The following is a 22,567-nucleotide window of genomic DNA, read 5'->3' as shown; positions in this document are numbered from 1 at the left end:
GGCTGAGTGCGAGGGTCGCGAGCGCCAGGAGGATCGGCCGAAGTCTCACGGTTCTTCCTTGGGGGTGTGCGTGCCGTACGCCCTGCGCCGGGGGGTGGGAGCGCAAGCCGTACGGCACGGCCCGTGGGGAGGTGGCACGGGCATTGGGGGTGTCAGCGCGAACCGGTGGTGTACATCTTTTAGTAAACTTTCCTAAGTATTCGCGGTGATCGTAACCTTGACACCAGAGCCTTACAAGACCCAAACACGACTCCGCCACACGAGACCCGCTCCGCGGCCACAACCGCGGCCCGGTGGAGGATCTTCATCCGCGAGGCGTCGTCTTCGCCGCGTTCGGCGCGAAGCTCGCCCCGCGTCACTCGGATGAAAGCCGGGTTCAATCCCAAGCTGATTCCGTATGGAACGGCGGGAACGTGCCGAAGGAGGCAGTCGCATCATCCGCCCTCGGGTACGGTAGGCCACCGGCGTGCTTCCCGGGACGGCGCTGATGACGCTCTGGCTACAACGAGCGGTCCATCTGGAGAGCCTGGTCCTGTGAGGCCCGGGTAGTCGCTGATCGTCGGCCTATCTGCGGAGCAGCCTTGAATCACCCTCAGGTCACCCTTCCGCGCCTCACGGCGCTCGCCCGGCAGGCGGCACCCAAGCTGCTCGAAAGCGTGGTGGCGCCGCTGGTGGTGTTCTACCTGGCCATGGTCGTCCTCGGGTTCCAGTGGGCGCTCGTCATGACCGTCGCCTGGGTCTATTTCGGGGTGGCGTGGCGGCTGGTCAGGCGGGTCAAGGTGCCCGCCACCATGTGTCTGGCGGCGTTCGCGATCACCATCCGCGCGATCGTGGCCTTCTGGACCGGCACCTGGATGTGGTTCTTCATCCAGCCGGAGATGGGCACCATCTGCATCAGCATGGTCTTCCTCGCATCCGTGCGCCTGAACAGGCCGCTCGTGCAGAAGCTCACGCTCGACTACATCCACCTGCCCTCGGCGGTGCTCAAGCACGAGCGGGTGCGCAGGTTCTTCGCCAGGATCACGCTGCTGTGGGCGTTCGTGTTGCTGATGAACTCGACGGTGAGCATCTTCCTGGCCGTCTACGAATATCTTGCGGGTTCGCTCGGCTCGTACATGGTGCTGCGGACATCAGCGGTGGCCGTGATAAGCGGCCTGGCGATCACCATCTCGATCGTCGCTTTCAAGCGGCTCCTCAAGCGCCTGCACGTCGCCCACGCTTGACCGTTCGGCCAGCACGTACGCCCCGCTCAGCCCCATGACCAGCCCGGTCAGCATGCCGAACAGCTCCACGAGGTCGGCCGCTCCCGCGCCCCCGGCGACGAGCGGCCCTCCCGCGGACCTGACGATCATCACGTAGAGGCCCCAGCCGAACAACGAGCCGGAGCCGAGCCAGACCGGCACGAGCAGCCGCCAGAACGGGCCGTTCCCGCGCCGCCGGACGACGGCCACGAACGCGACGGCCCCGGCGATGGCGAGCAGCGCCTTGAACCCGTCCTGGACGGCCGCCACGGCGGGCGCGCCGAACGTCCACGACAGGCGCACCCCGGCGACCACCGTGGTGACCAGCAGAGCTCCCCAGGCCACGACCGTCTGGAACGACGCGGCAGGGCCGGTGAAGGCGTGTCCGAGCCGGGTGGTGAAGGCCCAGGACCACCGGTCGCGGGCGTAGAGGGCGAAAACCGTCATCAGGCCGATGCCCTGCCCGACGAAACCGCCGTAGACCATCATGTAGACCCACGGCTCGATGGGCCCGCCGCTGAACACCGCCATCCCGCCGGACGCCACCATGATCGGCGCCGTGACGATCACCACCGACAACAGGCCCGTGCCCACCCACAGCGGCAGCAGCACGAGCCATGCCGGCAGCCGCAGGCCCCAGCGCGTGGAGAAGGCCACCGCCAGCAGCAGCCCGACGGCGTCCATGCCGAAGGTCATGGCGTTGAGCCCGACCATCGCCGAGTCGTTCATCAGGTCGGGGTCGGTGACCCCGACGGAGCTTCCAGTCAGCCAGAGAATCTTCAGCGTGAGGTACGGGATCATGGTGGCGACCGTCACGATCGCCGCGGTGACACGGCCTATCGCCGGTCTCTGTTCAGTCATGGACCGAGCGTCGCGCGCCGGGCCGTTCCTTCCCTCCCGAGCGCCGGGGATCCTCCTCCCCCGCGCGGGGGAGGGTCACGGCCAGCTCGAAGCCGCTGCCCTCGCTCACGCGCTCGGTCATCGGGCCCGCGGTGAGAGTGCCGCCGGCCAGCCGTACGCGCTCGCGCAGGCCCGCCAGCCCGAGACCGCCGGACTGCGCGGTGGGCCGGGAGCGCGGCGGCCCGTTGCGTACGGCGACGCGCTCCGGCGAGACCTCGACCTGGACGGCCGCCCCCGGCGCGTGCTTGGCGGCGTTCGTGATCCCCTCCTGGACCACCGCGCGTGCCAGGCCGGGCACCGGCCCGGGGGTCATGTCGAGGGCGACCGTCATGCCGGAATCCCTGGCGCGGCGCACGAGCTCGGCCACGTCCTCGTCCGCGGGGGTCAAAGGCGGCGCGTCGGCCTCCTCGCGCAGCAGCCCGATGATCTGGCGCAGCCGCTCGGTGGCGTCCGCGGCGGCGACCCGCAGCTCGCCCGCGGCCTTGACCTCGGCGGCGCCCACCCCGGGAGCCAGCTCGAGCCCGGCCGCCCTGACCGCGATCAGCGCCAGGTCGTGGCCGAGCGAGTCGTGCATGTCGCGGGCGATCCTGGCCCGCTCGCGCAGCCTGGCCTGGGCCTCGGCCGACAGCCTGGCCGCCCGCCGCTGCTGGAGCAGCCTCCTCCTGAGCAGCCCGAGCAGGTAGGGCACCAGGTAGGTGCCGATGAGCGCGGTGGTCATGGAGACCCACAGGGCCAGGTCACCGCCCTCCGCCAGGACCACACCCACGCCCACGATCGTGACCAGGAAGAACGCCGCCGACGCGGGCCACGCCCTGGTCGTGCGCCGCCCGGTGAGGTAGGCGTACCACATGATGAAGGGCGACGTGGCCAGCAGCGGGAGGATCTTCACGTTGCGCCGGGGCAGCAGCCAGCTCAGGTCCACGGTCGCGAATCCCTCGGTGAACTGCCACGGCCCGAGCGGCAGCAGCAGCACCAGGGCGGCCAGTGGCCAGCGCCGGCCGACCAGCACGGCCGCGGCGGCGAGCACGACCCTGGGCACGGTGATCATGGTGAATCCCGCAGGGTCCACGAACGGGTCGGGCCCCATCGCCGACACGAAGACGCTGAGAACGGCCCAGAGCAGCAGGTCGTAGACCAGCTTGCGGCGGGTCTCCCGGCGGAGCAGGCGCAGGTGCTTCACGGCGTCGACGTTATCCGGCGTGCGCCGGCCGGCGCCCTCCCCGGACGGCGGGTGGCGACCCTGACGAAAGTCAGGGTGGGGCGCGGGTCACCGTCGAGGTAGAGCTAACCCCACCGTGAAAGCGCCTATCTGCACTGGTGCCCGAGCAGGTCGATCCGGGTTTGATCGATGGTGTCATCCGGAGGTCGCGCAGCGACCCTGACGAAAGTAGGGGGCTGTGCGTGCCGATCGTCCGATGTGCCGTCACCTGCGGAGTTTCTACCTTCAGGGGTACAGGCCCTGACCCGTATCGGGGATGGGTCCGCGTTCGACCCGGGGCATCCCCGATGTTCCCCACGGTCCAGCGCCGACACGCTAGGTGAGTGCCCTGACGATCGGAGCCCCTGTTATGTCTCACGCCATTCTCGACCTGGTGCAACAGGCCATGGCGTCACCGTGGTTGTACGCCGTGCTCTTCGGCCTGGCGTTGCTCGACGGATTCTTCCCCATCGTGCCCGCCGAGACGGCGGTGATCACCGCCGGGGTGTTCGCAGCGTCCGGCGAGACGAACCTGGCACTGGTGATCGTCGTCGCGGCTCTGGGCGCTTTCGCAGGCGACCACATCTCCTACCTGATCGGCAACAAGTCAGGCGGTCGGCTGCGGAACAAGAAGGCGTTCGTCTGGGCGCGCGGCGCCCTGGAGGAGCGGGGCGGGCTCGTGCTCGTCGTGGCCAGGTACATCCCCGGCGGGCGCACCGCGACCACGCTGACCATGGGCGCGGTCCGGCACCCGCTGCGCTCGTTCACGTTCTTCGACGTGATCGCGGCGAGCTCGTGGGCGGTGTACTCCGGGCTGATCGGCTTCTTCGGCGGGATGGCGTTCGAGAACGACCCCATCAAGGGCCTGCTGCTCGGGCTCGGCATCGCGGTGTCCATCACCGCGGTCGTCGAGATCGTGCGGTGGATCAGGAAGCGCCGCGCCATCCAGCCTTCCTCTGAACGTCTCCCCACGGACACATCCGTTTGACCCTGTCCGGCGACCATCCGTCTGAAAGGAGTGCGCATGACTGTGCTGGCCGCGGTAATAGCCCTGGTCGGTTCGCTGTTCTTCGCGCTCGGAGCCGCCCTCCAGCAGTTCGAGGCGGTCGGCACCGCCAAGCCCGGGCTGCTCGCGCTGCTGCGCAGGCCGCGCTGGCTGATCGGCGGCGTCTCCATTCTCGCGGGTGGTGGCCTGCACATCGTCGCGCTCGGGCTGGGCCCCCTGACCATCGTCCAGCCGATGGGTGTGGCCAGCCTGCTGTTCGCCCTCCCCATCGCCGCCACGCTGCACGGCCGCAGGCCGTCGCGCAAGGAACTGACGGCGGCCGGCGTGGTGGCGGCCGGGCTGATCGGCCTGGTCCTGCTCGTCCCCGAGTCGCACGGCCCCACCTACCTCAGCCCCAACGGCGTGCTCACCCTCCTGGGCGTGGCCGGGGTCGCCGCGGTCCTGTTGTGGGCCGGTTCGAGGGCGGCCTCGCCCGCGGGCCGGGCGGCGCTGCTGGCGACCAGCTCGGGCGTCCTGTACGGCGCCACCGCCACGCTCGTGCGCGTGCTGGTGGACGGCACGTGGAACTGGTGGTACCTGCTGGCGCTGCCGATCCCCGCCCTGCTGGCGCTGATGATGCTCCAGCGCGCCTACGCCGTCGGGCACTTCGGCGTCTCGTTCGCCTCGCTGCAGATCGCCGACCCGCTGACCGCGGTGGCCTTCGGCGCGCTGCTGCTCGGCGAGCCGCTGCCGACCGGAGTCCTCCCGGTCGCGGCCGCCGCGCTCACCGCCGCCGGCACCGTCGCCCTGGCACGGACCAGCCCGCTGGAGGCGCACCGCGACCTTGCCTGATCTGTTCCGTCCGTTTCACCGGCCCTCCCCTGGCCTTTCATCATTGGAGTCACCGTCATGGCCATGCCCCTGCACAGCGTCACCGAGCCACCAGCCCTCGCCCCGGCCGCCGAACGCCCCCGCCGGATCCTGATCTCGAGCGACACCTACCCGCCCGACGTCAACGGCGCCGCCTACTTCACCCACCGCCTCGCCACCGGCCTGGCCGCGCGCGGCAACGAGGTGCACGTGGTCTGCCAGTCCGAGGTGGGCCCGGCCAGCGCCGACGTGGAGGACGGCGTGGTGGTCCACCGGCTGCGCTCCGCGCCGCTGCTGGTCCACCCCACGATGCGGGTCACCGTGCCGACCAGGCTCGACCGCCTGATCGCCTCGATCGCCCCCGACGTGCTGCACACGCAGGGCCACTTCGTGGTGGGCCGGGCCGCCATCGCCGCCGCCCGCCGCGCGGGCGTGCCCGTGGTGGCCACCAACCACTTCATGCCCGACAACCTCTTCCAGTTCGGCCACATCCCCGAGCGGCTGCGGACCAAGGCCGGCCGGCTGGCCTGGCGCGACTTCAGCCGGATCTTCAACCGCGCCGACCACATCACCACGCCCACCCCGCTGGCCGCCAAGCTCCTGTCCGAGCAGGGCTTCGACCGCGAGGTGGAGCCGGTCTCGTGCGGGATCGACCTGACCAGGTTCCGCCCGCACGCCGAGCCCAAGGCGTGGGCGCGCAAGATGTTCGACCTGCCCGACCGGCCCACCGTCATGTTCGTCGGCCGCCTGGACGAGGAGAAGCGCATCGACGAGATCGTACGCGCGCTGCCGATCGTGCTGAACGACACCGACGCGCAGGTGGTGCTGGTCGGCCGGGGCAACCAGCGGATGGAGCTGGAGCGGCTGGCCAAGCGCATCGGCGTGGGCGAGCGGGTGTTCTTCCTCGGCTTCGTGCCCGACGAGATCATGCCCCAGGCGTACGCGTCCGCCGACGTGTTCGCCATGCCGGGCATCGCCGAGCTGCAGAGCATCGCCACGCTGGAGGCCATGGCCACCGGACTGCCCGTTGTGGCCGCCGACGCGATGGCACTGCCGCACCTGGTGGACGGCAACGGCTACCTGTTCCAGCCGGGTGACGTGGCCACGCTGGCCAGGCACCTGACGGACATCCTCACCGACGACGGCCTGCGCGCCGGGCTCGGCAAGGCCAGCCGCGAGCTGGCGCTCATCCACGACGACCAGTCGTCGCTGGCCCGGTTCGAAACGATCTATGACGAGGTGGCGCGATGATCCGAAAGCGGACCGTGTGGGGCACCGTCATCGGCACGATGGTGTCCTTCTGCGCCCTCGCCTACGCGCAGTTCGCCCTGCCCGAGCAACCGCTGCTCAGCGACTACGCGCTGGTCTCCGGCGGGCTGCCGCCCGTGCTGATCGGGATGCTGGCGCTCGCGGGGGCGTGCCTGAGTCTCGCGTACGGGCTGGCGTCCATGGAGCCAGTGCGCACCGCGGCCGCCCGTGTCCTGCTGCTGGCCGGGGCGGCGGGACTGATGCTGAGCGCGATCTTCCCCACCGACCCGGGGTCGTCGCAGATCGGCACGCTCTCCGGGGAGATCCACCGCTGGGCGGCGGCCGTGTTCTTCACCTCGCTGCCGGTCGCCGGCTGGAGCCTGGCCAGGGGCCGCGCGGCGGCGCCCGGGTGGAACGCGGTCAAGGCCATGAGCGTGACCTCCGCGCTGTCCCTGGCGTTCTACCTGGCGGCGCACCCGGCCTCCATCACCTCGCCGCTGATCAACGGCGCCACCTACTACGGGCTGCTGGAGCGGGGACTGGTGGTGGCCGAGATGCTGCTCATCGTGGTGATGGCGCTGGCCTTCGCCGGAAGGCGGACCGCCGCTCAGACCACGGAGCCCGCGAGGCCCGCCGAGGCCGGGCCGCCGGAGCGCCAGGAGCGGCTGGCCGCCTGACGGCATGCTTCGAGCGCCGGCGAAACGATCCCGCTCTAGCGTGGCGTCATGCTCATCACCCGTCATGCCGAGGCCCGTGCCGTGCTCGACGACGCCGCGTACGTGCCGCTTCCCGTACGCCAGGACGGCGCGGAGGGGACGCTCGCCTGGCTGCGCGCCCGGGTGTCGCGGTTCAGCACCGGCGAGATCCACGCCGGGCGACGCCGCGTCCTGGTCGAGCTGCTGGCCGGGCTGGAGCCCGCCGAGCTGAGGCGGGCGGCCGCGGCCATGACCGCGGAGCGGGACGGCGACTGGCGGGGCGTGCCCACGGCCGTGCTCGCGTCCGCGCTCGGCGTCGAGGACACCGACGCTGTGCCCGCGGATGTGCCCGCGGATGTGCCCGCGGATGTGCCCGCCGCGGCGTCCGGCTACCTGTCCGGCGAGGAGACTCCGCAGGCCGACGCCGCCGTCGCGCGGTTGCTCACGCTGGCCGGCGTTCCGGTGATCACCCTGCTGCTGCAGGGCCACGCCGCCACAGAGGCGCTGATCGAGACCGCGCTCCGGCACGCCGAGCCCGGCGACGACCCCGAGGCGCTGCTGGACGAGACCCTCAGGCAGGACCCGCCGCTCAGGGCCACCCGCCGGCTCGACACGAGGACCGGTGAGACGGTGACGATCGACCTGGTGGCCGCCAACCGCGACCCCGACGTGTTCGCCGACCCCGGGCGGTTCGACCCCACCCGCGGCCCGAGCCCGCACCTGACCTTCGGCTCCGGCGTCCGCCCCTGCCCCGCGCCCGGCCATGCCCTCGCGCTCGCCGCCGGTGTGCTCGACGCGCTGCTCTCGGCATCCCCGCCGCCGCGCCCGCGATAATCGGGGTATGCGCTTCCAGATCCTCGGGCCCACCATCGTGCTGGGCGAGGACGGCGAGCAGGTCGCCCTCGGTGGTCCCCGCGTGCGCGCCCTGCTGACCCTGCTCGCCCTGCACGCCGGCCGCATCGTCGGGGCGGAGCAGCTCGTGGCCGGCATGTACGGCCCCCGGCCTCCTGAGGGCGAGGCCAACGCGCTGCAGTCGCAGGTGTCCCGGCTGCGCAGGGCGCTGGGCCGGCATCGGGTGGAGTTCCACCCGGCCGGATACCGGCTGGTCGCCGATCCGCAGGACGTCGACGCGTGCAGGTTCGAGTTGCTGGCGCGGGCGGGCGGGCAGGCCCTGGCTGGCGGCGACCCTGAGCAGGCGGCGGCGCTGCTGCGTGAGGCGCTGGACCTGTGGCGTGGCGCCCCGCTCGCCGACGCCCCGCACGCGGTGGCCGCCGCGACGGCGCTGGAGGAGCTGCGTCTGTCGGCCACGGAAGACCGGGTGCAGGCCGACCTCGACCTGGGCAGGCACCGCGAGCTGGTCGCCGAGCTGAGCCGGCTCGCCGCCGCCCACCCGCTGCGCGAGCGGCTGCGGGCCCAGCTCATGCGCGCGCTCTACGGCAGCGGCCGCCAGGCGGAGGCGCTGACCATCTACGACGAGGCCAGGAAGCTGCTGGACGATGAGCTGGGCGTCGAGCCGGGAGCCGAGCTGGCCGCCGCGCATCTGGCCGTGCTCAGGGCCGACCCGGCGCTCGGCGCCTCGGCCGCCCCCGCGACCGGGCAGAGGTCGCGGCAGGGGCTGCGCGCCCAGCTCACCAGCTTCGTCGGCCGCGCCGACGAGCTCCAGCAGGTGGCGGCGAGACTGCGGGAGCACCGGCTCGTCACGCTGATCGGGCCGGGCGGCGCGGGCAAGACGCGCCTCGCAATCGAGGTGGCCGGCCAGGAGGGGGGCGACGTGTGCTTCGTGCCGCTCGCGCTGGTCTCCGACGGGGCCGACGTTCCGGCGGCCGTCCTGGCCGCGCTCGACATCCGCGACGCCGTGACGCACGCCTCCGACCGGCCCGCCGTGGAGCCGGCCACCAGGCTCGTCACCGCGCTGGCCGGCCGCAGGCTGCTGCTGGTCCTCGACAACTGCGAGCACCTCATCGCGGCCACCGCCGAGCTGACGGACCTGCTGCTGGCCTCCTCCCCCTGGCTGCGGGTGCTGGCGACCGGGCGGGAGGCGCTCGGCATCACCGGCGAGTCGATCCTGCCGGTGGCGCCGCTGCGGTTGCCTCCGCCGGAGTCGGGCGACCCGCTCAGCTATCCCGCCGTCCGGCTGTTCGCCGACCGCGCCGCCGCCGTGGCGCCCGGCTTCGCCATCGACGCGGGCAACGCCGCCCAGGTGGCGAGCATCTGCCGGGCGCTCGACGGGTTGCCGCTGGCCATCGAGCTGGCCGCAGCGCGGCTGCGTACGCTCCCGCTGGACGACATCGCGGCGCGGCTCGACGACCGGTTCCGGTTGCTGACCCGGGGCAGCCGTACGGCGCTGCCCCGGCACCAGACGCTGCGCGCGGTCGTCGCGTGGAGCTGGGACCTGCTCGACGAGAACGAGCAGCGGCTGGCCAGGAGGCTGACCGTGTTCGTGGGCGGCGCGCGGCCCGAGGCGGCCGAGCAGGTGTGCGGGCTGCCGGAGGAGGTGCTGTTCTCGCTGGCGGAGAAGTCGCTGGTGCATGTGGTGGACGGGCGCTACCGCATGCTCGACACGATCCGGGCGTTCTGCGCCGAGAGGCTGGCCGAGTCCGGCGAGGTCGAGGCGATCCGGGACGCGCACGCCGGCTACTACCTCGACCTGGTCGTGGAGGCCGACCCGTGGCTGCGCACGAGCGAGCAGCTGGAGTGGCTGGCCCGGCTCGACGAGGAGAGCGACGACGTCAACGCGGCCGTGCGCTGGGCCACCGAGGCCGGGCGGCTGGAGCTCGCGTTGCGGCTGCTGGCCTACAGCGCCTGCTACTGGTGGATGCGCGGGCACCGCATCACCAGCGCGGGCCTGGCCGCCGGGCTGCTGGCCGCGCTCGGCTCGCGACGCCCGCCCGACCTGGACGAGGAGTACGTCATGTGCGTGCTCGTCACGGCCTGGGCGGGAGGCGGCGACGACGAGCTGCGCGAGCGGCTGGCCGAGGTGCGCTGGTTGGTGAGCTGGGATCACCTGCCGGTGCGGGTCGAGTTCATGATGATGTTGTTGTCGATGTTCACCGGGCCGCCGGGTGACCTCCAGGAGGCCTATGACGAGATCGTGCGGATCGTGGACGGGCTCCCGCCCTGGCAGGCGGCGTTGTCCAACGGCGGGGCGGCGTTCGTGTTGCAGGCCCTCGGCAGGCCCGAGGAGTCGCTGGCCCGTTTCGAGATGAGCCTGGCCGCGTTCAAGGCCATCGGCGAGCGCTGGGGCACGACGCTCGTGCTGTCGGGGCTCTGCGAGCTCCACCACGAGCGGGGCGACTACGACACCGCCTACGCGCTGGCCGACGAGGCGCTGACGGTGGCGCGAGAGCTGGGCGCCACGACCGAGATCGCCGAATGCCTGTGCCGCCGCGGCGACGCGCTGATCTGCATGGACACCATGGACGCCGCGCAGGCCGACTACGTGCTCGCGGCCGAGATGTCGCGCAGGACCGGCTCCATGGACACCCTCGCGTGGGCCCACCTGGGCCTCGGCGAGGTGGCGCTGCGGCGCGGCGACCTCGACGAGGCCCAGGCGCTGCTCACCCAGGCGCGAGCCGAATGCCCCGACGACTGGTACAGCACCGAGGACACCCGCACCCGCATCGCGGCCGGGCTGGCCGAGCTCAGCCGGTTGGTCAGCGAGCGGTAGGCCGGCCGTCAGCCGCTCCCCCGACGGTGGGCGGCATGGCGAACAAATGGGCTGCGCTGGCGATCGCCTGCCTGGCCACACTCCTGCTCTCCCTCGACCTGACCGTCCTGCACCTGGCGCTTCCCCGCCTGGTGGCCGACCTGGGCGCCACGTCCACGCAGGTGCTCTGGATCGGCGACATGTACGGCTTCGCGCTGGCCGGCCTGCTCGTCACCATGGGCAACCTGGGCGACCGCATCGGCCGCAAGCGCCTGCTGCTGATCGGCGCGGCCGCGTTCGGCACCGCCTCCGTGATCACCGCGTACGCGCCCAGCCCCGAGCTGCTGATCGTCGCCAGGGCGCTGCTGGGCGTCGCCGGGGCGACGATCATGCCGTCCACGTTGTCGATCGTCCGTAACGTGTTCACCGAACCCGGCGAGCGGACCGCGGCCATCGGCGTCTGGAGCGGGATGAGCGCCGCGGGCTTCGCGATCGGCCCGGTCGTCGGCGGCGTGCTGCTCGACCACTTCTGGTGGGGCTCGGTGTTCCTGATCAACGTACCGATCATGGTGCTGGTGCTGGTGGGCGGCGCCCTGGTGCTGCCCGAGTCGCGCAACCCGGACGCGGGCCGGCTCGACCTGCCCAGCGTCGTCCTGTCCTTCAGCGGCGTCGTGACGGCCATCTACGCCGTCAAGGAGGCCGCGAACAAGGGGCTCGGCCACGCCGACGTGGCGGCCGCGGGCGTGGCCGGCGTGTTGCTGCTGGCGATCTTCGTGTGGCGGCAGACGCGGCTGGCCGAACCGCTGATCGACGTGCGGCTCTTCCGCAGGAGGGCGTTCAGCGCGTCCATCGCCACGAACCTGCTGGCGATCTTCGCGATGTCGGCGATGATGCTGATGTTCGCGTGGTACCTGCAGCTCGTGCTCGGCTGGTCGCCGCTGCAGGCGGGTCTGGCCCAGCTGCCCGGCGGCCTGGCGGGCGCCGTCGGCGGCGTGCTGGCCGCCAAGCTGATCCACCTCATCGGCCGCAACGGCGTGGTCGCCCTCGGCCTGGCCATGAACGCGGGGTCGTTTCTCTACTACGCCACCCTCGGCACCGAGCTGAACTACCTCACCCTGCTGCCCGTCATGGTGATCGGCGGCATGGGCGTCGGGTTCGCGTTCACGGTGAACAACGACAACGTGCTGGCCACCGCGCCCAAGGAGCGGGCTGGGGCAGCCTCGGCGGTGTCGGAGACGGCCTTCGAGCTGGGCGGGGCGCTCGGCATCGCGATCCTCGGCACGGTGCTGACCGGCGCCTACCGGGCGAACCTGGAGCTGCCCGCCGGGGTGGACGGCGCGGCCGCCGGGGAGTCGATCGCCGGGGCCCTGGCGACCGCCGCGGACCTGCCTCCCGGCCTGGCAGGGCAGGTCGTACGGGCCGCGCAGGAAGCGTTCGTGGCGGGTGTGCACATGACGTCGCTGGTCACGGCGGCGCTGCTGGCCGTGGTGGCAGGGCTGGCTCTGGTAGGGCTGCGCGGGGTGCCGAAGGAGATCCCGGAGGAACTGCTCACCACCCGTGCGTAGGCTCGAACGCCGTCCCATGACCTGGCGAGCGGGGGCCGGAAGGTCAGGGGATGGGGTTGGTGGGGCAGGGACGGGTGTACGTCGGGGAGAGGCGGTCGAGGCGGGCGCCGATCGTACGGGCCACCCGTTCGATGGTCTGGACGCCCGCGCCGTGGCCGGGCTGGTGGTCGGTCTGGACCGACAGCAGCAGGTCGCGGCCGGGGCCCTTGATGCGGCCGTAGCTGGTGACGGCCCACGTGTCGTGGATGAAGGGGCGGGGTGTCCAGCCGTTCTTCAGAGCTACCCGGTCACGGGGGCGGGCCGCGGCGCTGACGCCCCACGCCTGCTCCCGGTGCACCCGGCCCATCAGCTCCAGCAGCAGCCGGCGGTCGGAGGCGCGCAGCCCTTTCCCGCCGTTGATCAGCACGTCCAGCAGGCGGATGCGGTCGGTGGGGCTGGTGGTGGTGCCGCCCCAGTAGATGCCCGGCCCCGGTGTGGTCTCCCGCATCCCCATTCTCCGGTAGAAGGTGCTCATGGCGCCGCCCCCGCCTACGCGCGACCAGAGCGCGTCCGCCGCCTTGTTGTCACTCTCCGTGATCATGCGTTCCGCCAGGTCGCGGTCTCCCGCGCTGAGGCCGCTCGTGTGGCGGCGCTGGAGCAGCGCGGCGACGATGTCCACCTTGGCGCCGCTGGCGGTGATGAGGTCGTGCCGGTGCTCCCCCTGGCCGAGGGTGACCCCGCTGACCAGGTCATGCGCGCTGTACACGATGCGGCCGGGGCGGGTGCGCAGGTAGCGGGAGAGGTCGTGTTCGAGGCGGAGGCGGGCCGCACGTGCGGCTCTTTTGTCAGGAAACCTCATGACGCATCGCGCCACCTTGACCGGCACCTTGGCGGAGGCCCGCACCGCGACGGGCACGGTCGGCGCCCGCTCGGCGCCGCACGCCGCCACGAGTGCCAGGCCCACCCAGGCCGCCCACTTTGGACGCATGCGCAACCCCCGTCGAGTTTGCGGGGGTTACGGGGGTCATGCCCGGCTCGGGGATCTGACCCCCACATACGGCACTTTCCTGGACAGACCTTCAGCACATCCTTGCCGAGCGGTCAGAGATGCGACTCCAGGAAGGCGGCCGTCGCGTCCACGGCCTGGGAGACGTACGGCTCCTGGTCGTAGAGGTCGGTGTGCTGCTTGGCGTCCACCCAGACGAGCTCCTTCGGCTCGTCGAGCCGTTTGTACGCCTCCTCGGCACCCTCCGGCGAGCAGAACCGGTCGACGACCCCGTGCACGATCAGCGCCGGTTTCGGGGACAGGAAGTCGGCCCCCATCATGTTGTCCATCGTGATCAGCTCGCGCACGCTCGCCCTGGTCACCTCGTTCGCCCAGTGGGGCGAGGCGCCGCGCTCGGAGCCGTAGTACGCGTACGGCTCGTCGCCCGGCATCGCGGCCTCGGCCCTCTCCGCGACGGCGGGCATGTACGCGACGGGCCCGCCCTGGTCCTGCCGCTCCAGCACCTCCGTGAACGAGCCCAGCGCGGCCTGGTAGTCCATGCCCGTCCGCATGGTGTACGGGTTGTTGTACGCCCCGGCGATGCCAACAAAAATCCGCACCCGGGGATCGAAAGCAGCAAATTTCAGGGCATATCCGGCACCCAGGCAGATCCCCACCACCCCGACCCGCTCCGGCTCCACCTCCGGCCGCGACCGCAGCATCGACACCGCCGCCCGCAGGTCGTGCAGCTTGCCCTGTGTGTCCTCGTGCCGGCGCGGCTCTCCGCCGGACTCGCCCCAGTTGCGGTGGTCGAAGGAGAGCGTGACGTAGCCCCGCTCTGCCAGCCGGGCCGCGTACAGCCCGGTGACCTGGTCACGCACCCCGGTGAACGGACCCGTGAACACCAGCGCGGGACGCGGCCCCGCTCCGTCCGGCACCCGCAGATCACCGACCAGCGTACGGCCGTCCACGTCGAATTCTGCTCGCATACGCCCAAGTCTGCGCTATGAGTCGAACCCCAGCCCCATCCGGTCGAGCGCGCGCAACCACAGGTTGCGCCTGCCCTGGTGCTGGTCGGCCCGCGCGATCGACCACCGGGTGAACTGGATCACCCCCGACCGCACCGGCTCGGGCGGGAACGGGATCGGCTTCTCCTTCACCATCCGCACCTCGGTGCGCTCGGTGCGCTCGCCCGACAGCAGGTCGAGCATGACGTTCGCGCCGAACCTGGTGGCGCCGACCCCCATGCCGGTGAAACCGGCCGCGTAGGCCAGCCGGCCGCCGTGCGCCTGCCCGTAGAAGGCGCTGAACCGGCTGCAGGTGTCGATCACCCCGCCCCACCGGTGGCTGAACCGCACGTTCGCGAGTTGCGGGAACGTGGCGTAGAAGTGTTGGGCGAGCTTGACGAACGTGGCGTCGCGCTGGTCGTACTCCTGCTTGACCAGGCCGCCGTTGTAGTAGACGGCGTCGTAGCCGCCCCACAGGATGCGGTTGTCGTCGGTCAGCCGGTAGTAGTGGAACTGGTTGCCCGAGTCGCCGACGCCCTGCCGATTGCTCCAGCCCACCTCGGCCAGCTGGGCCGCCGTCAGCGGCTCGGTCATCAGCACGTAGTCGTAGACCGGGACCACGAAGTGCCGCAGCCGCCGCAGCAGCGGCGGGAACACGCCGGTGCCCAGGGCCACGTGGCGCGCGGCGGCCGTGCCGTACGGCGTGCGCAGGGTGATCGTGGTGCCGTCGTCGTGCAGCGAGCGCACCGGGCTGCGCTCGTGGACCCGCACGCCGAGCCGCAGGCACGCGTCCCGCAGCCCCCACGCCAGCCGCGCGGGGTCGACCATGGCGCAACCGCTGCGCTCCCACAGCCCGCCCAGGTAGGTCGGCGAGTCGAGCTCGGCCCGCACCTGATCCCGGTCGAGCGGCACGTAGTCGAGGCCGAGCTCGGAGATCAGTTCGAGGTGCTCGTTCAGCCCGTCGAGCTGCCACGGCTCGGTGGCCACGTGCAACTCGCCGGTGCGCTCGAACGAGCAGTCGATGCGGTAGCGCCACAACGTGCGCTCGATCTCGTCGAGGTTGGCCACGCCCATGCGCTCCAGCCGGTCGATCTCCTCCGGCCACCGTTCCATCCCGTTGGCCAGGCCGTGGGTGAGCGTGGCCATGCAGAACCCGCCGTTGCGGCCGGTGGCCGCCCAGCCGATCCTGCGCCCTTCGAGCAGGACGACGTCCAGCGACGGGTCGCGTTCTTTGGCCATCAGGGCCGTCCACAGGCCGGAGAAGCCGCCGCCGACGACGAGCAGGTCGGCGGTGGTGTGGCCGGTGAGCCGCGGGGCCGGCTCGGGTCTGGCCGGGCTGTCCAGCCAGTACGGCCCGCGCTCCGCGTCAGCCAGCGCCTTCAGCGGATCCACACTCCCACATCCCTACGATTCAGCTGCGCGGTGGAGGCATGGCGATCAGGCGCGCCGCCGGGCCACCACCGCGTTGGCGACGGCGATCAGCACCCCGATGCCGAAGATCAGCGTACCCATGACGTTGACCTGCGGCGGGATGCCGGTCTTCACCGCGCCGACGATCCACAGCGGGAAGGTCACGGTCGAGCCGTTGACGAAGCTGGTCACCACGTAGTCGTCGACCGACAACGCGAACGACAACATCGCGCCCGCCATCACCGCGGGCATGATCGATGGCAGCGTCACCTGCCGGAACGTCCCCCAGGTCGTGGCGCCCAGGTCTCTGGCGGCCTCCTCCAGCGACGGGTCGAGCGTGACGATCCGCGCCCGCACGGTCACCACCACGAAGGACAACGAGAACAACACGTGCGAGACGATGATCGTGTTCGCGTCGCGCGGCACGTTGCCCGAGACGAACAACGACAACAGCGACGCCCCCATGACCAGCTCGGGCGTGGAGATGGCGGCGAAGACCAGGAAGTTCGTGACGCCCTTGCCGCGGAAGCGGTGGCGGCCGAGCGCGAGCCCGAGCATGGTGCCGAGCACGACCGTGATGACGGTGCTGACCAGGGCGATGACCAGGGAGTTGCGCAGCGCCAGGGTCAGGTCGGAGATCTCGAACAGCTCGGCGTACCACCGGAGCGTGAAGCCCTGCCAGCTGGTGTTGGACTTGCTCTGCTTGTCGTTGAACCCGAACAGGATCATCACGGCGATCGGCGCCGACAACCACACGATGACCAGCCACGTGTAGGCGTGCAGCACCCGGTCCCCGAGCCTGCCCCGCTCACCGCTCCTCATCGGGCCGCCGCCTCGAGCACGTTCTCCGTGCCGAGCGCCCTGGCGTAGGCGAAGATCCCCACCAGCAGGACCGCCATCAGCGTGAACGACAGCGCGGCGGCGGTCGGGTAGTTCAGGTTCACCAGGTATTCGGTCTGGATGTTGTTGCCGATCATGGTGTTGCCCGTGCCGCCCAGGATCTGCGCGTTGACCGGGTCGGCCGTGGCCGGCACGAACGTCATGAGCACCCCGGCGAACACCCCGGGCAACGACAGCGGCAGCACCACCCAACGGAAGGCACCCGCCCGCGTCGCGTACAGGTCCTGGGCCGCCTCCACCACCCGCGGGTCCACCCGCTCCAGCGCGACGTAGATGGGCAGGATCATGAACGGCAGGAAGTTGTACGTCAGCCCGCCCACCACGGCGAGCGTCGTCGCGAGCACGTGGAACCCCTCGGGCACCAGCCCCCAGTCCTTCAGCGTGCCGAAGAGCATGCCGTTGTCGGCCAGCAGGAAGTTCCACGAGATCGTACGCAGGACGAACGACACGAAGAACGGCAACAGCAGCAGGAACAGGTACATGGACTTGCGGTTGCCGCCCCTGAAGGCGATCCAGTAGGCCACCGGGTAGCCGATCAGCAACATGGCCACGGTCGCGAGCCCGCCGTACAGCAGCGAGCGGAGCAGCTGGGTGCTGTACCTGCCGAGCGCCTCCCCGTAGGTGGAGAAGCTGAAGGTCATGGCGTAGCCGTCGTAGGCGTTGCCGGTCTGCAGTGACACCGACGCCATCGCGACCATGGGCACGACGAGGAAGATCGCCAGCCACATCCAGCTCGGCAGGGCGAGGAGGTAGGGGGTGAGCCGCCGCATCGTCACGGTCTCCCGGGTCCGGCGGCGCGCGGCAGGTGACGGGTCATCGTGCCTACGCCTGGGTGATCGACTGGAAGATCGGGTTGAACACCTGCTCCTGCTGGGTGGTCAGGGTGGTGTACGTGCGCAGCTTGGCGTAGTCGGCTTCACTCGGGAACATGAGCGGGCTGTCGATCATGGCGTTGAGCGCCTTCTTGTCCTTGCCCTCGGCCTTCTTGGCCCGCTCCCTGAACAGGTCCCGGACGGCCGGGACGGGCGTGACGAACTGGATGAACTCATCCAGTTCGGCGGCCACGGCGGGCTGGTAGAGGTAGTCCATCAACATGAGCGCGTCGAGGGGGTTGGCCGCGCCCTTGGGGATGAGCATGTTGTCGGTCCAGATCGTGCCGCCCTCCTCGGGCACCACGAACGCGACGGGCTCGCCGGCGAGCTGGCGCTGGAAGACGTCGCCCGACCAGGCCATGGTCACCCAGACGTCGCCCTTCGACACGGCATCGATATACCCTTGATCATAATATTTCCGCACTAGTCCGGCATCGCGCTGCGCCTTGAGCTTCTCCCCGGCCTTCTTCCAGTCCGCCTCCGTCGACTTCTCCGGGTCGACGCCCACCGCGAACATGCCGAAGTTGCCGATCTCCTGGGCATCGTTCATCATCCCGATCCGCCCCTTGTACCGGGGATCGAACAACGCCTCGATGCTGGTGATCTCCTCTTTGACATGGTCGGTGTTGTACGCGATCCCGGTCACGCCGGACGCGTACGGGATCGTGAACGTGTTGCCCGGATCGTAGGAGCGCTCCTTGAACTTCTGGCCCGCGTTGGCCTGGAAGTTCGGCAGCCGCGTGTGGTCGAGCGGCACCGCGTAGCCGAGCTGGAGCATGTGCTGGAGCTGGACGCCGTTGGTCATGACGACGATGTCGTAGCCCAGCGACTGCCCGGCGCGCAGCACGGGGTCGGCCTTGCCGAAGAATTCGGCGTTCTCCTGGATGACCTCCTTGTACTCGTACGCGATGCCGGTGTCCTTCTTGAACCGCTCGAGCGGGCCCTTGTCCCCCGGCATGTACTCCGGCCAGTTGGCGAAGACGACCTCGCCGTTCCTGGTCTGCTTCGCCCAGAAGTCCTGGACGGCGTCCGTCTTGGGCGGTGTGACCTTCTGCCCCTGCACGCCGCAGGCGGCGAGGGCGAGCCCGGCGGCCGAGTAACCGGCGAGCCGGAAGACGTCACGTCTGGTGCGGCCTGTCAGGGGTCCGCGCATTGGGGGGTTCATGAGGCGCTGTCAACTTCCCATCACGTACGAGTGCTGCGCCCGCCACGACAGCCAGACGGAGTCTCCCCGCTCCGCCGTCGCCACCGAGTCATGCGCGTTCTGCTGGAAAACGGTGATGTCCGTGCCGTCCGGGAGGCTCACGGAATAGCTGGTGTAAGTGCCCAGGTAGACGACCTCGGCGACGGTCCCGCGCACACCGCTCGCCTCCGGCCCCGGGTCCTCCGCCGCGATGGTGATCTTCTCGGGGCGTACGGTCACCGTCACCTCGCCCTCGTGCCCGGGCACCAGCACCCGGCCGCCGCCGACCTTCAACTCGCCGCCGGTCGCGGTGCCCGTGAGCAGGTTGGAGGTGCCGATGAAGCCCGCGACGAACGCGGTCGCGGGCCGCTCGTAGATGTCGCGCGGCCTGGCGAGCTGCTCGACCAGGCCGTCGTTCATGACGGCGATCCGGTCGCTCATGGTCAGCGCCTCGTTCTGGTCGTGCGTCACGTACACGAACGTGATGCCGACCTCGCGCTGGATGCGCTTGAGCTCGATCTGCATGGCCTGGCGCAGCTTGAGGTCGAGCGCGCCGAGCGGCTCGTCGAGCAGCAGCGCCCGCGGCCGGTTGACCAGGGCCCTGGCCAGCGCCACGCGCTGCTGCTGGCCACCGGACATCTCGCGTGGCCGGCGTTTCTCCCTGCCGGCCAGGTCGACGATCTCCAGCATCTCGCCGACCCGCCGCCTGATCTCCTCCTGCGGCGTCCTGCGCTGTTTCAGGCCGAACGCCACGTTGTCCCAGACGCTCATGTGCGGGAAGAGCGCGTAGGACTGGAAGACCATGTTGACGTCGCGCTTGTTCGGCGGGACGTCCGTGACGTCCTTGCCGTGCAGCTTCACCAGGCCCTTCGTGGGCGCCTCGAAACCGGCGACCATCCTCATGGTCGTGGTCTTGCCGCAGCCGGACGGGCCGAGGAGGGAGAAGAACTCCCCCTCGGAGATGTCCAGCGTCACGCCTTTGACCGCCTGGACGACCTCGCCATGCGAGAGGTACTCCTTGACGACGTCCTCTAGCTCGATTGCCGATAGCCCGGTCATGTCCAGGTTTCGCCCCTGCCGCTATTCGCCGATGTAGTGCATGACGTGCTTGACCCTGGTGTAGTCGTGCAGGCCGAACACCGACAGATCCTTGCCGTATCCGGAATGTTTGAAGCCGCCGTGCGGCATCTCCGAGATGAACGGGATGTGGGTGTTCACCCAGACCGTGCCGAAGTCCAGCCGGTTGGACATCCGCATGGCACGGCCGTGGTCGGAGGTCCAGACCGAGCCGCTCAGGCCATATTTGACGTCGTTGGCCTTGGCCAGCGCGTCGGCCTCGTCGGTGAACGTCTGCACGGTGATCACGGGGCCGAAGACCTCGTTCTGCACGATCTCATCGTCCTGCCTGAGCCCGTCGACGACCGTGGGGGCGAAGAAGTAGCCCTGGTCGCCGACGCGCTTGCCGCCGGTGAGGATCGTGGCGTGCGCGGGGAGCCTGTCGATGAAGCCCTGCACCCTGGCCAGCTGGTTCTCGTTGTTGAGCGGCCCGTACAGCGCGTCCTCGGTGTCCAGGTCGCCGGTCACGGTGCCGGCGGCGGCCTCGCTCAGCGCGGCCACGAACTCGTCGTGCACGCTTTCCTGCACCAGCACCCGGCAGGCGGCGGTGCAGTCCTGGCCGGCGTTGTAGAGGCCGGCCTCGGCGATGCCGGCGGCGGCCGTACGCAGGTCCTTCACGTCCTCGAAGACCACGACCGGCGCCTTGCCCCCGAGCTCCAGGTGGACCCTCTTGAGGTCGTCCGCGGCGCTCTTGGCCACCGACATGCCCGCGCCGACCGAACCGGTGATGGCCACCATCGAGGCGGCCGGATGGCTCACCACGAGGGCGCCCGTCTCGCGGTCGCCGGTGACGACGTTGAAGACGCCGGCGGGCAACACCGAGCCGAGGATCTCGGCGAGCTTGAGCGTGGCGACCGGGGTGGTGTCGGACGGCTTGAGCACGACCGTGTTGCCGGCCGCGAGCGCGGGGGCGATCTTCCAGACCGCCATCATCACCGGATAGTTCCACGGCGTGACCTGGCCGACCACGCCGATCGGCTCGTGCCTGATGACGCTGGTGTGCTCGGCGAGGAACTCACCCGCCGTGGGGCCCTCCAGCGTGCGGGCCGCGCCCGCGAAGAACCGGAAGTGGTCGGCGGCGACCGGGGTCTCGTCCTCGGCCATGCGGGCGCGCGGCTTGCCGGTGTCGCGGCACTCGGCCTCGTTGATCTCGCCGGCCCGCGCCTCGATCGCGTCGGCGACCTTCAGCAGCAGGTTGGCCCGGTCACCCGGGGTGGTCCCGCCCCATGACTCGAACGCGGCGGCCGCGGCGGCGAAGGCCGCGTCGACGTCGTCGGATCCCGAGACCGGGGCCTGAACGTAGGCCTCGCCTGTGCACGGGTCGATGATGTCGGAGAATCGGCCGCTCTTGGCGTCCACGAACTCGCCGTTGACATAGTTCTGCAGTCGGGTCGTCATGCGCCCTCCTTCGTCGGTCGCCAGACCCAGGTGCTCTGTCTATGGATGACCTCGGCAAGCTCGGTCATGAATGACCTCCTCGTGAGGTGGCTGAGATGCCCGCGACTCTTACAGAGCGGTCGCAGCGAAACAAGGGATTTCGTGGTGAATATATCAAATTGCTACGAATTCGCTTGACAGTCACCCGGGAACTGACACCATGTCGCACCAGGACGGCATCCCAGCGGGAACGCCCCCGCCGTGCCGGACCGCTAGGAGGAAGTGCATCCGATGACCACGCCGCCGCGCGTACGCCGCTCCACTTCCCGCTCAGGGCCCGTGGTGCTCGACGACCTGTCCAAGCAGATCATCGAGCAGCTGCAGGCCGACGGGCGCATGCCGTACGCGGCGATCGGGAAGGCGGTCGGGCTGTCGGAGGCCGCGGTACGCCAGCGCGTCCAGCGGTTGCAGGACGCCGGCGTCATGCAGATCGTGGCCGTCACCGACCCTCTCACCCTGGGCTTCCCCCGCCAGGCGATGATCGGCGTCACCTGCGAGGGCGACCTGGAGTCGGTGGCCGACGAGCTGGCGGCGATCGAGGAGATCGACTACGTGGTGCTCACGGCTGGTTCCTTCGACGTGATCGTGGAGGTGGTGTGCGAGGGCGACGGGCACCTGCTGGAGATCCTCAGCAAGATCCGCGCCATCCCCGCCGTCCGCACCACCGAGTCGTTCGTCTATCTCAAACTGCGCAAGCAGACCTACTCCTGGGGCACCCGCTGACCGGATCGGCAGCGGGGCACCCCAGCTTCGGCGGGCTTCCCCTCCAGATCACCCAGAGGTCGTGAGCTGGATCGTCGCGATCTCCCAGGCTTTCATGGGCAGGTGGAGGGTGCCGTCCGTGACCGGCAGTTCGGCGCCGGGGCGGCCGCGCAGGTCCGCGTGCCTGGCCTGGGTGAACGTGCCCTCGACGACCGCCTCCGTGTCGCCGGGGGTGAGGGCGACCACGCGGAGTTCGTGCCGGCCGTCGCGGTCACGCAGCGAGGTCATCGTCACTCCGTTCCCGGTCACCGACAGACCCGCCGCCGGAGCGGGCATGGGGAGGTCCTGCGCGCCTTGGCCCGGCACCGCCAGCAGGTCGTGGCGGAAGGCTTCGGCGTGGGGCACGACCTCTTCCCACGACTCGTGGTACGGCATCAGCGCCAGGCTCACCTTGCGCACCCCCCGCGACTGCGCCGCAGGGGTCGGGAGTTGGGGGCCCGCCGGTTCAGGGCGGAGAGGGTTGCGGTTGCGCGAGAGGTAGCCGACCGAGCGCAGCAGGGTGAGGGCCAGCTCCGCGCCGTCCACCACTTCGTACTCCGTCACGTGCTCCAGCAGCGCCGCCACGCCC

General features: G+C 70.7%; 19 protein-coding genes and 1 pseudogene. 9 read left to right on the top strand and 11 right to left on the bottom strand.

From position 1 onward, the window contains the following. Window positions 1–581 precede the first annotated feature (581 nt). On the top strand, window positions 582–1,223 hold the full coding sequence (locus tag E1294_RS41720) for a VC0807 family protein (RefSeq protein ID WP_132516582.1): 642 nt from the start codon (window positions 582–584) through the stop codon (window positions 1,221–1,223). On the opposite strand, the gene E1294_RS41715 is transcribed toward E1294_RS41720, so the two are convergent. Further along, window positions 1,131–2,102, bottom strand: coding sequence for a hypothetical protein (locus tag E1294_RS41715; protein WP_132516581.1), 972 nt, complete (start codon window positions 2,100–2,102; stop codon window positions 1,131–1,133). The two genes, E1294_RS41720 and E1294_RS41715, sit on opposite strands and share 93 nt — an antisense overlap. Then, window positions 2,095–3,321: a sensor histidine kinase gene (locus E1294_RS41710; RefSeq protein ID WP_220448238.1), complete on the bottom strand. Its 1,227-nt coding sequence runs from the start codon at window positions 3,319–3,321 to the stop codon at window positions 2,095–2,097. Before E1294_RS41710 ends, E1294_RS41715 begins: the two co-directional genes overlap by 8 nt. 388 nt (window positions 3,322–3,709) lie before the next feature. Between E1294_RS41710 and E1294_RS41705 the strand changes: the two genes are divergently transcribed. The 7 genes from E1294_RS41705 to E1294_RS41675 are packed head-to-tail and all read left to right on the top strand — an operon-like array spanning window position 3,710 to window position 12,348. Further along, on the top strand, window positions 3,710–4,327 hold the full coding sequence (locus E1294_RS41705; RefSeq protein WP_132516580.1) for a DedA family protein: 618 nt from the start codon (window positions 3,710–3,712) through the stop codon (window positions 4,325–4,327). A gap of 36 nt (window positions 4,328–4,363) precedes the next feature. Continuing rightward, complete coding sequence (locus E1294_RS41700; RefSeq protein WP_246083665.1) at window positions 4,364–5,176, top strand: DMT family transporter; 813 nt, start codon at window positions 4,364–4,366, stop codon at window positions 5,174–5,176. A gap of 57 nt (window positions 5,177–5,233) precedes the next feature. Continuing rightward, on the top strand, window positions 5,234–6,445 hold the full coding sequence (locus E1294_RS41695) for a glycosyltransferase (RefSeq protein WP_132516579.1): 1,212 nt from the start codon (window positions 5,234–5,236) through the stop codon (window positions 6,443–6,445). After that, a complete protein-coding gene (locus E1294_RS41690; RefSeq protein ID WP_132516578.1) occupies window positions 6,442–7,119 on the top strand; it encodes a DUF998 domain-containing protein in 678 nt (225 codons plus the stop codon). The genes E1294_RS41695 and E1294_RS41690 overlap by 4 nt, the downstream gene beginning before the upstream one ends. A 48-nt stretch (window positions 7,120–7,167) precedes the next feature. Continuing rightward, a complete protein-coding gene (locus tag E1294_RS53500; protein WP_165977765.1) occupies window positions 7,168–7,971 on the top strand; it encodes a cytochrome P450 in 804 nt (267 codons plus the stop codon). Between the two features lie 7 nt (window positions 7,972–7,978). Next, on the top strand, window positions 7,979–10,804 hold the full coding sequence (locus E1294_RS41680; RefSeq protein WP_132516577.1) for an AfsR/SARP family transcriptional regulator: 2,826 nt from the start codon (window positions 7,979–7,981) through the stop codon (window positions 10,802–10,804). Window positions 10,805–10,839: 35 nt separating this feature from the next. Continuing rightward, a complete protein-coding gene (locus E1294_RS41675) occupies window positions 10,840–12,348 on the top strand; it encodes a DHA2 family efflux MFS transporter permease subunit (RefSeq protein ID WP_132516576.1) in 1,509 nt (502 codons plus the stop codon). 43 nt (window positions 12,349–12,391) lie between these two features. Here the strand turns inward: E1294_RS41675 and E1294_RS41670 are convergent, their stop codons facing one another. The 8 genes from E1294_RS41670 to E1294_RS41635 form a co-directional block, all read right to left on the bottom strand. Continuing rightward, a complete protein-coding gene (locus tag E1294_RS41670) occupies window positions 12,392–13,315 on the bottom strand; it encodes a serine hydrolase (RefSeq protein ID WP_132516575.1) in 924 nt (307 codons plus the stop codon). 113 nt (window positions 13,316–13,428) lie between these two features. Continuing rightward, window positions 13,429–14,301, bottom strand: a complete 873-nt coding sequence (locus tag E1294_RS41665; RefSeq protein ID WP_132516574.1) for an alpha/beta hydrolase — start codon at window positions 14,299–14,301, stop codon at window positions 13,429–13,431. 15 nt (window positions 14,302–14,316) lie between these two features. Then, window positions 14,317–15,711 carry an NAD(P)/FAD-dependent oxidoreductase gene (locus E1294_RS41660; RefSeq protein ID WP_132516573.1) on the bottom strand — a complete coding sequence of 465 codons (1,395 nt, stop codon included), beginning with the start codon at window positions 15,709–15,711 and terminating at the stop codon, window positions 14,317–14,319. Between the two features lie 45 nt (window positions 15,712–15,756). Next, a complete protein-coding gene (locus E1294_RS41655) occupies window positions 15,757–16,551 on the bottom strand; it encodes an ABC transporter permease (RefSeq protein ID WP_132516571.1) in 795 nt (264 codons plus the stop codon). Beyond that, the gene (locus E1294_RS41650) at window positions 16,548–17,399 is read right to left on the bottom strand and encodes an ABC transporter permease (protein WP_132516584.1); all 852 of its coding nucleotides are present in this window, start codon (window positions 17,397–17,399) and stop codon (window positions 16,548–16,550) included. The genes E1294_RS41655 and E1294_RS41650 overlap by 4 nt, the downstream gene beginning before the upstream one ends. A 52-nt stretch (window positions 17,400–17,451) precedes the next feature. After that, the gene (locus E1294_RS41645; protein ID WP_132516569.1) at window positions 17,452–18,654 is read right to left on the bottom strand and encodes a polyamine ABC transporter substrate-binding protein; all 1,203 of its coding nucleotides are present in this window, start codon (window positions 18,652–18,654) and stop codon (window positions 17,452–17,454) included. A 21-nt stretch (window positions 18,655–18,675) separates the two neighbouring features. Beyond that, window positions 18,676–19,743: an ABC transporter ATP-binding protein gene (locus tag E1294_RS41640; RefSeq protein WP_132516567.1), complete on the bottom strand. Its 1,068-nt coding sequence runs from the start codon at window positions 19,741–19,743 to the stop codon at window positions 18,676–18,678. 21 nt (window positions 19,744–19,764) lie between these two features. After that, a complete protein-coding gene (locus tag E1294_RS41635; protein ID WP_132516565.1) occupies window positions 19,765–21,198 on the bottom strand; it encodes a gamma-aminobutyraldehyde dehydrogenase in 1,434 nt (477 codons plus the stop codon). Window positions 21,199–21,468: 270 nt separating this feature from the next. On the opposite strand from E1294_RS41635, the gene E1294_RS41630 reads away from it, so the two are divergent. Beyond that, complete coding sequence (locus E1294_RS41630) at window positions 21,469–21,960, top strand: Lrp/AsnC family transcriptional regulator (RefSeq protein WP_132516563.1); 492 nt, start codon at window positions 21,469–21,471, stop codon at window positions 21,958–21,960. A 48-nt stretch (window positions 21,961–22,008) separates the two neighbouring features. Here the strand turns inward: E1294_RS41630 and E1294_RS41625 are convergent. After that, window positions 22,009–22,567, bottom strand: a pseudogene (locus E1294_RS41625) (glycoside hydrolase family 38 N-terminal domain-containing protein); the annotation flags it as partial.

The sequence above is a fragment of the Nonomuraea diastatica genome (assembly GCF_004349015.1).
In the GTDB taxonomy this organism is placed as follows: domain Bacteria; phylum Actinomycetota; class Actinomycetes; order Streptosporangiales; family Streptosporangiaceae; genus Nonomuraea; species Nonomuraea diastatica.
The sequence above is the reverse complement of the archived record's forward strand: the minus strand, read 5'-3'. Positions and strand labels throughout refer to the sequence as shown.